The sequence below is a fragment of the Pantoea sp. Lu_F5_004 genome, assembly GCF_051136245.1.
Classification (GTDB): Bacteria; Pseudomonadota; Gammaproteobacteria; order Enterobacterales; family Enterobacteriaceae; genus Pantoea; species Pantoea agglomerans.
In genome coordinates this window covers 1,918,947-1,930,995 of sequence record NZ_CP194946.1, presented here as the reverse complement: position 1 = coordinate 1,930,995, position 12,049 = coordinate 1,918,947, and the positions used below count along the sequence as shown (strand labels likewise).

General features: G+C 53.6%; 11 protein-coding genes. 2 read left to right on the top strand and 9 right to left on the bottom strand.

Going from position 1 to position 12,049, the window contains the following annotated elements:
- Positions 1-159: 159 nt before the first annotated feature.
- On the bottom strand, positions 160-402 hold the full coding sequence (gene ycgZ, locus ACR8BN_RS08895; RefSeq protein WP_031593131.1) for a regulatory protein YcgZ: 243 nt from the start codon (positions 400-402) through the stop codon (positions 160-162).
- Positions 403-1,132: 730 nt separating this feature from the next.
- Positions 1,133-1,306 (bottom strand): YciY family protein, encoded by a 174-nt coding sequence (locus tag ACR8BN_RS08890; protein WP_003853917.1) that lies wholly within the window; start codon positions 1,304-1,306, stop codon positions 1,133-1,135.
- 170 nt (positions 1,307-1,476) lie between these two features.
- Here ACR8BN_RS08890 and cls point away from each other — a divergent pair, with 170 nt between their 5' ends.
- Positions 1,477-2,937, top strand: coding sequence for a cardiolipin synthase (gene cls / locus ACR8BN_RS08885; protein ID WP_010244396.1), 1,461 nt, complete (start codon positions 1,477-1,479; stop codon positions 2,935-2,937).
- A gap of 45 nt (positions 2,938-2,982) precedes the next feature.
- Positions 2,983-3,306: an HI1450 family dsDNA-mimic protein gene (locus ACR8BN_RS08880; RefSeq protein WP_003853921.1), complete on the top strand. Its 324-nt coding sequence runs from the start codon at positions 2,983-2,985 to the stop codon at positions 3,304-3,306.
- Between the two features lie 48 nt (positions 3,307-3,354).
- Here ACR8BN_RS08880 and oppF read toward each other — a convergent pair whose 3' ends face one another.
- The 7 genes from oppF to ACR8BN_RS08845 form a co-directional block, all read right to left on the bottom strand.
- A complete protein-coding gene (gene oppF, locus ACR8BN_RS08875; RefSeq protein WP_010244389.1) occupies positions 3,355-4,356 on the bottom strand; it encodes a murein tripeptide/oligopeptide ABC transporter ATP binding protein OppF in 1,002 nt (333 codons plus the stop codon).
- The gene (locus ACR8BN_RS08870) at positions 4,353-5,366 is read right to left on the bottom strand and encodes an ABC transporter ATP-binding protein (RefSeq protein WP_434747543.1); all 1,014 of its coding nucleotides are present in this window, start codon (positions 5,364-5,366) and stop codon (positions 4,353-4,355) included. Before ACR8BN_RS08870 ends, oppF begins: the two co-directional genes overlap by 4 nt.
- An 11-nt stretch (positions 5,367-5,377) precedes the next feature.
- The gene (oppC, locus tag ACR8BN_RS08865; RefSeq protein ID WP_010244382.1) at positions 5,378-6,286 is read right to left on the bottom strand and encodes an oligopeptide ABC transporter permease OppC; all 909 of its coding nucleotides are present in this window, start codon (positions 6,284-6,286) and stop codon (positions 5,378-5,380) included.
- Between the two features lie 14 nt (positions 6,287-6,300).
- A complete protein-coding gene (gene oppB, locus ACR8BN_RS08860) occupies positions 6,301-7,221 on the bottom strand; it encodes an oligopeptide ABC transporter permease OppB (RefSeq protein WP_010244379.1) in 921 nt (306 codons plus the stop codon).
- Positions 7,222-7,313: 92 nt separating this feature from the next.
- Positions 7,314-8,954 (bottom strand): oligopeptide ABC transporter substrate-binding protein OppA, encoded by a 1,641-nt coding sequence (gene oppA, locus ACR8BN_RS08855; protein WP_031593134.1) that lies wholly within the window; start codon positions 8,952-8,954, stop codon positions 7,314-7,316.
- 155 nt (positions 8,955-9,109) lie between these two features.
- Positions 9,110-10,735, bottom strand: a complete 1,626-nt coding sequence (locus tag ACR8BN_RS08850; protein WP_069026602.1) for an ABC transporter substrate-binding protein — start codon at positions 10,733-10,735, stop codon at positions 9,110-9,112.
- Positions 10,736-11,317: 582 nt separating this feature from the next.
- Positions 11,318-11,965, bottom strand: a complete 648-nt coding sequence (locus tag ACR8BN_RS08845; RefSeq protein WP_010244367.1) for a YchE family NAAT transporter — start codon at positions 11,963-11,965, stop codon at positions 11,318-11,320.
- Positions 11,966-12,049 lie beyond the last annotated feature (84 nt).

The following is a 12,049-nucleotide window of genomic DNA, read 5'->3' as shown; positions in this document are numbered from 1 at the left end:
TATTCTGCCTCGCGAATAAACGCAGCGACCAACTGATCTTATTAAATTAAAGCGTTGTTCTGAACGACATTGATAATAAACCGGCAGTATACCGCCCTGGTCTTTCAGTAATACACGCTCTCTTTATTTTCCCGCCGCTGGCATATTTTCAGCGATGAGTTAACCGCGATCCAGAATCAGGCCAATCAGCGCATGATAGTGCTGTTCTTCTTCCGGACTGGTGACATGCTGTAAACGGCCGATCAATTTTGAGCAGATCGCTTTACGATTCAGACTACGACCCGAACTGATAATTTCCGTCACGACGGAGCCAAGAATGGCCTGTTGTGAGGGCTGCGCGGCGCTGTGTAAATAGGCGGAGATGTCAGAGACTGAAGCGGGAATACGAACGTTAGCCTGCATGGTTGACCCTCATAGAATTCATATAAGATTACTAACCGATGCGATAAAGTTATACAACAACGAGCTATCTGTACAGATATTTAGCTTAAAAAATCAGATTATCATGATTCAATGGCAACAAATTCATAAATAACAGCACATTACAATAATGCAAAGTTGTACAACTTCTTAGCCTGCCGTCTTTATCCTGTTAATACTCCCTCTTTTGTCCGCGCCTGAATGACCTGTTTTACTATTAAAAAATGATCTTTCCGCCCTTTTTTTAGCATTTAAGAGGAATTATCTGGCAGAGCTGTCTACATTTATTCCTTGTGAGTTGAACCTCTGAATGGATGCACAGTACAGTCGTGGGCAAATTATGCATAAAACTTATTCTGGCCAGTCCCTTACATTGCTCGACCCGCTGTTATCCCGGCTCCTTTCTATTGTTGACCCCAAAATAGAAGTAATGAGTGGTTACCCTGCTAATTGCTCAGTGTGGCTCACTGTCTATTATCAGCGTAAATCGCGGAAGTGGTCTTACGAATGGTACGACCGTGTGGGTTACCACAGGCCGACTGAGCTGGGCAGCTCAATGGAATGTCTGATGCGCGAAGTCAGCGATCGTGGCGCGTCGCATCAGGAGCACCTGATAGCGCGACGGGCGATGGCAGAATCGGTTTTTTTTGAAGCCTGATTTGAAGTCTGAATAGCCTGCTTTGTCCGACAGGCTGAATTCACGGGGCTTTCGCTATATTATCTGCGTAATAAACAGAATCGAACGACGCTGCTGTTGTGCCAGCTGATGGCGAATGCAGTGGATACGCTTATACCGCCGCGACTGCCCTTCCAGCCAGCGTGAGCGGCGGCGATGCACCTGCCGTAACATTCTCCAGCGCGCCACTTCATTTCTGCTTCGTTTCATCACTTCCTCTCTGACGTCATACACACGAGATATACGCGAGGGCATTATAGAGATCTCTGCGGTAATGCCAAATCGGATCCTTCATCGAGGATGTCCGGGATAAAGGGTTCCGTTAGCCGTCATCTGCACGTAAACTTGCCGGACGAAAGCGCGAACGGGATGTCCACTTTATGACCACTTTTTATACCCTGATCAGCTGGTTGCTGGTGTTTGGTTACTGGCTGCTGATCGCCGGGGTTACGCTGCGCGTGTTAATGAAGCGACGGGCTGTGACATCCGCGATGGCCTGGCTACTGGTGATCTATATTCTGCCGCTGGTAGGGATTATCGCTTATCTCTCTTTTGGCGAACTGCATCTGGGTAAACGTCGCGCGGAGCGCGCCCGCACCATGTGGCCATCCACTGCCCGCTGGCTTACTGACCTTAAGCAGTGCCGTGAAATTTTTGCCACCGAACACAGCGACGTTGCGCGTTCGCTGTTTGAGCTTTGCTACCATCGTCAGGGCATCGCCGGGGTCAAGGGCAACCAGCTGCAGCTGCTCACCAGCGCCGACGACGTGATGCAGGCGCTGATTCGGGATATCCAGCTGGCCCGCCACAACATTGAGATGGTGTTCTACATATGGCATCCCGGCGGTCTGGCGGATGAAGTGGCGGAATCGCTGATGGCGGCATCACGCCGTGGCGTTCATTGCCGTCTGCTGCTGGACTCTGCGGGCAGTGTTACCTTTTTCCGCAGCCCCTGGGTCGGCATGATGCGCAATGCCGGAATTGATGTGGTGGAAGCGTTGCAGGTCAGCCTGCTGCGCGTCTTCCTGCGACGGATGGATCTGCGTCAGCACCGCAAAATCGTACTCATTGATAACTATATCGCTTATACCGGCAGCATGAACCTGGTCGATCCGCGCTTCTTTAAACAGAGCGCGGGTGTCGGTCAGTGGATTGACCTGATGGCGCGAATGGAAGGCCCGGTGGCGACGGCGATGGGGATTGTTTTCAGCTGCGACTGGGAGATAGAGACCGGCAAACGCATTTTACCGCCACCGCCCGATCGCAACATTATGCCGTTTGAACAGGAGAGCGGCCACACCGTGCAGGTGATCGCCTCCGGCCCCGGCTTCCCGGAAGATATGATCCATCAGGCGCTGCTGACTGCGGTCTATTCGGCACGTGAACAGTTGATCATGACCACGCCCTACTTAGTGCCGAGCGACGATCTGCTGCATGCTATCTGTACGGCGGCGCAGCGTGGCGTCAATGTCAGCGTGATAGTGCCTCGTCACAATGACTCGCTGCTGGTTGGCTGGGCCAGCCGCTCCTTCTTCAGTGAGTTGCTGGAAGCGGGCGTGAAAATTTATCAGTTTGAAGATGGCCTGCTGCACACCAAAAGCGTGCTGGTCGACGGACAACTGAGCCTGGTGGGAACCGTGAACCTAGATATGCGCAGTTTATGGCTGAATTTTGAAGTGACGCTGGTGGTTGATGATGCGGGATTTGGCAGCGATCTCGCCTGTGTGCAGGATGACTATATCGCCCGTTCCCGCCTGCTGGATGGCAAGCGCTGGGCAAAACGTGCCTGGTGGCAACGCATCGTCGAACGACTGTTTTACTTCTTCAGTCCTTTACTGTAAAACGAGCCAGATTGTGTAAATGGCCGCAGGCCGACAGGACAGACTATGGATTTAAATAATCGCCTTACCGAAGATGAAACGCTGGAACAAGCCTACGATATTTTTCTCGAACTGGCAGTCGACAATCTTGATCCGGCAGACGTCATTCTCTTCAATCTGCAGTTCGAAGAGCGCGGTGGCGCAGAGCTGTTTGATCCGTCTGAAGACTGGAAAGATCATGTCGATTTCGACCTGAACCCGGACTTCTTCGCCGAGGTGGTGATTGGGCTGGGTGAAGCGGACGGTGAACCGATCACCGACGTCTTTGCTCGCGTGCTGCTGTGCCGCGAGAAAGACCACAAACTCTGTCATATCCTGTGGCGTGAGTAAGCGTCAGATTTGATAAGAAAACGCCGGGCGATTGCCCGGCGTTTTGCATTATAGCGGATCGACTTTCAGACAGGAGACCGCGTGGTTGAAACTGCCTTCCAGCAGCGGTCGGGTTTTCGCACACTCCGGACCGGCAATCGGACAACGGGTGCGGAACACGCAGCCTGATGGCGGATTGATCGGCGACGGCAGCTCCCCCTCCAGCAGCTGAATCTGCTTGTTCTTCTCCTTGTCCGGATCGGGAATCGGCACCGCGGACATCAGCGCACGGGTGTAAGGATGCTGAGGATTGCTGTAGACCTCTTTGTAAGTACCCAGCTCCACCGCATGCCCCAGATACATTACCAGTACCCGGTCAGAGATATGTTTCACCACCGCCAGATCGTGCGCAATGAAGATCAGCGATAAGCCCATTTCGCGCTGCAGCTGCTGCAGCAGGTTAACCACCTGGGCCTGAATCGAGACGTCCAGTGCGGAGACCGGCTCATCACAGATAATCAGCTTAGGCTCCAGAATCAGCGCGCGGGCGATACCGATACGCTGACACTGACCGCCCGAGAACTCATGCGGATAGCGGTTAATCAGGTTAGGCAGAAGACCCACTTTCATCATCATATTTTTGACGCGGTCTTTCACTTCCTGACGCGCCATTTTTGGATGATAGGTTCGCAGTGGCTCTGCGATAATATCGCCGATGGTCATACGCGGGTTCAGTGATGCCAGCGGATCCTGGAATATCATCTGGATATCGCTTCGCGCCTTGCGCCACTCCTCTTCACTTTGCCCCAGCAGATCACGGCCTAACCAGGCGACCCGACCTTCGGTCGCCTTGACCAGCCCGATAATGGCGCGCGCCAGGGTCGATTTACCACAGCCAGACTCGCCTACCACGCCCAGGGTTTCCCCCTCATACAGACGCAGGCTGACACCATCGACTGCTTTCAGGGTTTTTGATGGCTGCCAGAACCACTGCCTGCCATCTTTAATGTCGAAATGCACCTTGAGGTCGGCGATTTCCAGTAACACTCTTTTTTCAGCTACGGTGCTCATACTAACTCCTCCACCGGCTTAAAGCAGGCGCGCAGACGGCCTTCGCCAAAGGGTTCCAGCGGTGGTGCCTGGGTGCAGATATCCATAGCGTGCGGACAACGCGGCTGGAACGGGCAGCCCTGCGGCAGACGCAGCAGGTTGGGTGGATTACCCGGAATCGTCGTCAGACTTTCCCCTTCCGCATCCAGACGCGGCACCGCATTAAGCAGGCCAATCGAGTAAGGATGTGACGGCTGATAAAAGACATCGCGGGCACGGCCATACTCCATGGTGCGTCCGGCATACATCACCAGCACTTTGTCGCAGATCCCCGCCACCACACCCAGATCGTGGGTGATCATGATAATGGCGGTATTGAACTCGCGCTTCAGGTCGTTGAGCAGCGTCATAATCTGCGCCTGGACGGTAACATCCAGCGCGGTGGTCGGCTCGTCGGCAATCAGCAGTTTGGGACGGCACAGCAGCGCCATGGCGATCATGACGCGCTGACGCATACCGCCGGAGAACTCATGCGGGTACATCTTCATCCGCTTGCGCGCTTCCGGCATTTTCACCGCATCGAGCATTCTCACCGACTCTTCAAACGCCTGCGCGTTGTTCATCCCTTTATGCAGCTTAAGCACTTCCATCAGTTGCTCGCCCACCCGCATATAGGGGTTCAGCGAGGTCATCGGGTCCTGGAAGATCATCGCAATCTGTTCGGCGCGCAGTTTATTGAGCTTGCTCTCGGGCAGATTCAGGATCTCTTTGCCATTAAACATTGCCGAACCGCCAATGCGGCCATTTTTCGCCAGCAGCCCCATCAGGGCAAAGGCGGTTTGCGACTTGCCGGAACCGGACTCACCGACAATGCCCAGCGTCTCACCGGCGCGCAGCGAGAAGTTCAGGTCGTTAACGGCGGTAACATCACCATCGTGCGTGCCAAAGGTGACGCGTAAATCTTTGACCGTAAGTAGCTGTTCGCTTCCCGCGCGGGCCGCCATTGCTGGCTGGAATTCATGAATAGTCATCGGGAAACTCCTTAACGATCTTTCGGGTCGAGGGCATCACGCAGGCCATCGCCGATAAAGTTGAAACAGAACAGCGTGACGACCAGGAAACCTGCCGGATAGAGCAGCAGCCACGGCGACACTTCCATCGAGTTTGCCCCGTCGCTGAGGAGTGCGCCCCAGCTGCTCAGCGGCTCCTGCGTACCCAGTCCCAGGAAGCTCAGGAAGGATTCAAACAGGATCATGCTCGGCACCAGCAGCGAGGCGTAAACCACCACCACGCCCAGCACGTTCGGCACGATGTGGCGCACCACGATTTTCCAGGTCGATACTCCGCCCACATGGGCCGCTTCGATAAACTCTTTGCGCTTCAGGCTCAGCGTCTGGCCACGCACAATACGCGCCATATCGAGCCACGAAACCATGCCGATAGCAGCAAAAATCAGCAGGATATTGCGACCAAAAAAGGTCACCAGCAGGATCACGAAGAACATAAACGGGAAGGAGTTAAGGATTTCCAGAATACGCATCATCACCGAGTCTGTTTTGCCGCCGAGATAGCCAGCAATCGAGCCATAGAGCGTCCCGACAATCACCGCGATGAGCGCAGAAGCCACGCCCACCATCAGCGAGATGCGGCCACCGATAGCCACACGTACCAGCAGGTCACGACCCGAAGAATCGGTGCCGAACCAGTGACCAGAAGTGGTATCGGGCGGCGAGGACATCATGGCCCAGTCAGTATCGTCGTAGGTAAACTGCGCCAGCATCGGCGCAAAGATCACGAACAGGGTGATCAGGAACAGCACCAGCAGGCTGATGGAGGCAGCGCGGTTATGAATAAAACGACGACGCGCATCCTGCCAGAGACTACGCCCTTCTACTTCCAGCTTCTCACTGAACGCATCAAGAGCTTCGCTGTTTTTCTTACTTAACATCATGGCGAACTCCGCAATCAGTAACGAATTTTGGGATCGATAACGGCATAGAGCACGTCAACAATCGCGTTGAATACTATGGTCAGCAAACCAACCAGAATGGTCAGGCTCATTACCAGCGAGTAGTCACGGTTCAGCGCGCCGTTCACAAACAGCTGACCGATGCCCGGCAGACCGTAGATCGACTCAATCACCATCGACCCGGTGATGATGCCGACAAACGCCGGTCCCATATAGGAGATCACCGGCAGCAACGCGGGCTTCAGCGCATGACGCATTACAATGCGGCGCAGCGGTAAGCCTTTGGCGCGCGCGGTGCGGATAAAGTTGGAGTGCATCACTTCAATCATCGATCCACGGGTGATACGCGCGATACTGGCGATGTAAGCCAGCGAGAGCGCCACCATCGGCAGCAGCATGTAGTTCCACTGCCCGCCATTCCAGCCGCCGCCCGGCAGCCACTTCAGGGTAATGGCGAACAGCAGAACCAGCAACGGCGCGACCACGAAACTGGGTATCACCACGCCGGTCATTGCCACCCCCATCACCGCAAAATCCCACAAGCTGTTCTGTTTGAGCGCAGCGATAACTCCGGCCGTGACGCCCAGCACCACCGCCAGCAGAAACGCGGCCAGGCCAAGTTTGGCCGAGACCGGGAACGCATGCGCGACCAGGTAGTTGACCGAATAATCTTTGTATTTAAAGGATGGGCCGAAGTCGCCGTGCGCCAGCTGCACCAGGTAATCGACATACTGCTTACCGATAGGATCGTTGAGGTGATATTTCGCCTCAATGTTGGCCATCACTTCCGGTGCCAGGGTGCGCTCGCCAGTAAACGGGCTGCCGGGTGCCAGTCGCATCATAAAGAAGGAGATGGTAATCAGGACGAACAGCGTCGGGAGCGCTTCAAGCAAGCGACGCAGGATGAATTTTAACATTGCCGTACCTACCAGGCTGTTGCTTCACAACATATAAAAAAAATTAAAAGGCGGCGCCAGACGCGCCGCCACTGCTGATAGCCTGAATGCTATTAGTGTTTGATGATGTAGAAGTTTTTATCCAGGGTTTTATCCAGTGGATCTTTACCGGTATAACCGCCGACATAAGGTTTCACCAGACGGGTATTCACGTAGTAGTAAACCGGGACGATGGTGCTGTCTTTATCCATGATCTGCTCGGCCTGCTGATAGTCAGCTGCACGGGCTTTAGCATCCGGGGCCTTAATCGCGTCGCGAATCACTTTGTCAAACGCATCGCTCTTATAGTGCGAGGTGTTACTGCTGCTGTTGGACAGCATGGTGTTCAGGAAGGAAGTCGGTTCATTGTAGTCCGCACACCATGCCGCACGGGAAACATCGTAGTTACCCTGATGACGGGTATCCAGGAAGGTTTTCCACTCCTGGTTTTCCAGCTTGATGTTCACGCCGATATTTTTCTTCCAGATCGAGGAGGCAGCAATCGCCAGCTTTTTGTGCAGATCGGAGGTGTTATAGAGCAGGTTAAAGGTCAGCGGTTTGTCGGCAGTGTAGCCCGCTTCGGCCAGCAGCTTTTTCGCCTCGGCATTACGCTTGTCCTGTGACCATTTGAACCAGTCTGGCGGCAGAATGTCCATGCCGTCGGTCGCTGGTGGCGTGTAGCTATAGGCAGGTTTCTGGCCCTGCGCCAGCACTTTATTCACCATGATGTCACGATCCAGACCCAGCTTCAGGGCAGCGCGCACGCGCGGATCGGTGAATGGCGCTTTCTGGTTGTTGATTTCGTAGTAATAGGTGCAGAGATATGGATCGACGTGCAGCTCTTTACCGTTGTCACGCTGCAGCTTTTTAAACAGCTCAATTGGCAGGTTGTTATAGGTCATGTCGCTGCCGTTCTCGGAGAAGTAACGGTTAACGTCGCTGACTTCAGAACTGATAGGCAGGAAGGTGACCTTGTTCAGCACGGTGTGTTCGTTGTCCCAGTAGTTTGGGTTACGCACCAGGGTGATACGCTCGTTAATCACGTGCGCGTCCAGCTTAAAGGCTCCGTTGCCGACCCAGTTCTGTGGCTGAGTCCACTGATCGCCAAACTTCTCAATCGCCGGTTTGTAGACCGGTGACATGACGGAGTTAATCAGCAGCTTATCAAAATAGGGAACCGGCTCACTCAGGGTGACTTCCAGCGTGTGATCATCAATGGCTTTGACGCCCAGATCGGTAATGGGCTTTTTACCGGCGATGATGTCATCGACGTTCAGGATATGACCATATTGCGGATAGCTGGCGTAAGGTGACGCGGTTTTAGGATCGACCAGGCGCTCCCAGCTGTAGACGAAGTCCTGCGCGGTGACCGGCTCGCCATTGGACCATTTGGCATTTTTACGTAAGTGGAAAGTCCACACTTTGAAATCTTTATTTTCATAGCTTTCCGCTACGGCCGGGATCGGTTTACCGTTGCTGTCATTGACCAGCAGACCTTCGTAAAGATCACGCGCCACGTTATCTTCCGGAACACCTTCAATTTTATGCGGATCGAGCGACTGCACTTCATCGCCATTGCCGCGAACCAGCTCCTGTTTTGCGGCCAGCTCAACGCCCGCAGGCACCGTTGCTGCGAAAGCCGCATTCCCTGCCAGCGCACTCACTGCGGCGAAAACGCCCGCTGCAATCAGGCTTTTTTTCGTGATGTTGTTCATTATTACACTCCAGTTTTATTATCGTCACCGTGGCGATGCTCTGCCCCGGCGTCCCCCGTCTGCGGACTCCCTGGCCTGTTACCAGGGAGATTGACCCCAAAAAAGGTCTGTTTGCTGATGCGCTTTCCGACTGTCTCGCCGAACGGGCGATCAGATCAGTGTTTTTTGATGAAATAGTACTTCAGGTCTGTCATGTCCTGCGGGTCTTTGCCCGTGAAGCCGCCAACCCAGGGCTTCACCAGGCGCACACTTACGCGGTAGTAAACTGGCACAATTGGTGAGTCTTTGTCGAGTTGTGTTTCAGCCTGCTGATACAGGCCGGCGCGCTGCGCCTCGCTGCCCGCCGTCAGCGTCTCCGCCATCAGACGATCAAAGATCGCGCTGCTGTAAAACGCGGTGTTGATCGAGGCGTTGCTGATCAGCATGTTCAGGAAGGTTGAGGGTTCGTTGTAATCTGCACACCAGGTGGCGCGCACCACGTCATACTGCGCCTGATGCCGGGTCTCCAGCATGGTTTTCCACTCCTGATTCTGCAGCGTCACCTTAGCACCCAGGTTTTTTTGCCACATCGACGCGGCCGCAATCGCCTGCCGTTTGTTCTGATCGGAAGTGTTATAGAGCAGCGTAAAGGTCAGCGGATGGGCAGCATCAAAGCCGGCCTCTGCCAGCAGCTTCTTCGCGGCTTCATTACGCTGCGCCTGCGTCCAGGTAAACCAGGCAGGTGGCGTGAGTTTGATACCGGCGGTGAAAGGCGGCGTCAGGCTGTAAGCCGGAATCTGCCCCTGGGCCATGATCTTATTGGCTATCACCTCGCGATCGAGGGTCATTTTCAGCGCGGCACGCACCCGTGCATCGGTAAACGGCGGCTTTTTGTTATTAATCTCGTAGTAGAAGGTGCAGAGCAGCGGGCTGACCTTCACTTCATCGCCCAGCTCTTTGCGCAGCTTGCCAAACATCTCTGGTGGCACCGCACTGTTGGTAATATCCGTGCCGCCGCTGCGGTAGCGATTGATATCGCTGTTTTCAGAAGCGATCGGCAGGAATGTGCCCTGCTCAATCACCGTGTGCGCATTATCCCAGTAGCGAGGATTGCGCTTCACGACAATTTTTTCATTCACTACCCAGTCGCTCAGCGTGTAGGCACCGTTACCGATGTAATGACCCGGGCGGGTCCAGGCTTCGCCCCACTGCTTAATGGCAGGCGCATAAACCGGCTTCATCGCCGTATGCGCTAACATCGCCACCAGGTAAGGAACAGGCTCACTCAGGGTAATCTGCAGCCGATGGGCATCCAGCGCCTTCACGCCCAGCTGATCGGGTGACGCTTTACCGGCAAGGATGGCATCAATGTTGGCAAAATGGGCGGCCTGCAGATAGCTGGAGTAAGGCGACGCGGTTTTCGGGTCCACCAGACGGCGCCAGCTGTAGACGAAATCAGCGGCGGTAACCGGCTCACCGTTGCTCCACTTCGCATCCTCCCGCAGATTAAAAATCCAGACGGTAGGTTGCGGGTTTTCCCAGCTTTTAGCGACGCCAGGGACGACCTGCCCGCTGTTATCGGTATTGACCAGGCCGTCCAGCAGGTTGTGAATAATATTGGATTCCGGCACGCCTTCGGTTTTATGCGGATCCAGCGAGGAGACTTCACTGCCGTTATTGATCACAATCTGTTGCTGCGCGGCCAGAGTTGTACCCGGCGGCACCGTGGCGGCATAGGCCGGCGAAAAAGCCATTAACAAAACGACTGCGAGTTTTGACCGCTGCTGCTGCAAGTTCTTCATCCCAATCATGCGAAACGCCAACCTTAAATTAAGTATCCCGACAGGCTTAAGCAAAAAGCGTTCTCACTTTGGGCTTTCGGAGAAAAAATTTTACGTTGGGCCAAAAATTATCAGAAGCCGCGAAGGCGCGCCAAAGCAAAATAGCTAAAATGTTAACTAATTCTCTTTTATCATGAGAAGTCAGGCAGCGGAAGTGTTAATTTTCGTCCTGAAAATATCATATCGATATGAAAAATAGACTATTTAGCTGGAAACCCCTCTTTAGAGCAGAAAGCAGCGGCAAACAGCCTCTTTTTTGGCACTTATATTGGGGAATCTGGCTTCAGCGTGATGAAATTTAAGATAGCGTGATTATTCTGGCAGTTTGTGAGGCTTACAAGAAAATAGAGAGCAGAATATCGTGTGAAAATAGTGACATTATTTCGCAGAAAAAAGTCTGTGAGCCAGCGCGCAGTAATGAAATTTATAATTGCCTGATTCTGTTAAGCACAACGAATAATTGCATCGTAATGGTGCATAAAATGCCCCTTCTGCACCATTACGGATCATTATTTCACTTCACTCTCTGAAATAAGTGAGCGTTTAATTGAGTAAGCCGGGAAAAATGGACTTCATGCCGGTGACAACAAATTCGATCCCCAGAGCCATCAGTAACAGACCCATAATACGCGTAATGACGTTGATACCGGTCTGGCCAAGAATACGCACCATTAACGGCGCGGCCCGAAAGAGTAACCAGCAGCAGAATGCAAAGATGGCTATCGCCAGAGTGAACCCCAGCAGATTTATCCAGCTGTGGTAGCGGGTGCTCCATACGATGGTCGAACTGATAGCACCCGGTCCCGCCATCAGAGGCAACGCAAGCGGCACAACCCCCACACTTTCACGAATCGCCGTTTCTGACTTCTCCTGCTTATTCTGCTTATCTTCGCCCAGCTTGCCGCTGATCATCGACATCGCAATGGTGACGACCAGGATCCCACCCGCGATGCGGAAGGAGTCAATCGAGATGCCAAACACATGCAGAATCGCATCACCAAGGAACAGTGACGTCCAGAGAATAATAGCAACCGCCAGATTGGCAGTGAGGTTGGTTTTGTTACGCTCAGCCACCCCCTGATAACGGGTCATGCTGATGAAGACCGGAATAATTCCCACCGGATTGACCAGCGCAAAGAGCCCGACAAAAAATTTTATATAGCCTGATAAATCTAACAGCGCAGGGTTCACGACTTTACTCCGTACCACAGGGGGGAAAACGCGCCTAATGTATGTGAAAACAGGCACGGACGCCAGATGCTGACTCAGCTATTT

Excerpts from the sequence above, each read along its gene's own strand:
- oppC (WP_010244382.1), bottom strand. The coding sequence starts at position 6,286 with ATGATGTTAAGTAAGAAAAACAGCGAAGCTCTTGATGCGTTCAGTGAG.
- oppF (WP_010244389.1), bottom strand. The coding sequence starts at position 4,356 with ATGAGCACCGTAGCTGAAAAAAGAGTGTTACTGGAAATCGCCGACCTC.
- ycgZ (WP_031593131.1), bottom strand. The coding sequence starts at position 402 with ATGCAGGCTAACGTTCGTATTCCCGCTTCAGTCTCTGACATCTCCGCC.
- ACR8BN_RS08880 (WP_003853921.1), top strand. The coding sequence starts at position 2,983 with ATGGATTTAAATAATCGCCTTACCGAAGATGAAACGCTGGAACAAGCC.
- oppA (WP_031593134.1), bottom strand. The coding sequence starts at position 8,954 with ATGAACAACATCACGAAAAAAAGCCTGATTGCAGCGGGCGTTTTCGCC.
- ACR8BN_RS08870 (WP_434747543.1), bottom strand. The coding sequence starts at position 5,366 with ATGACTATTCATGAATTCCAGCCAGCAATGGCGGCCCGCGCGGGAAGC.
- oppB (WP_010244379.1), bottom strand. The coding sequence starts at position 7,221 with ATGTTAAAATTCATCCTGCGTCGCTTGCTTGAAGCGCTCCCGACGCTG.
- ACR8BN_RS08890 (WP_003853917.1), bottom strand. The coding sequence starts at position 1,306 with ATGAAACGAAGCAGAAATGAAGTGGCGCGCTGGAGAATGTTACGGCAG.
- ACR8BN_RS08850 (WP_069026602.1), bottom strand. The coding sequence starts at position 10,735 with ATGAAGAACTTGCAGCAGCAGCGGTCAAAACTCGCAGTCGTTTTGTTA.
- cls (WP_010244396.1), top strand. The coding sequence starts at position 1,477 with ATGACCACTTTTTATACCCTGATCAGCTGGTTGCTGGTGTTTGGTTAC.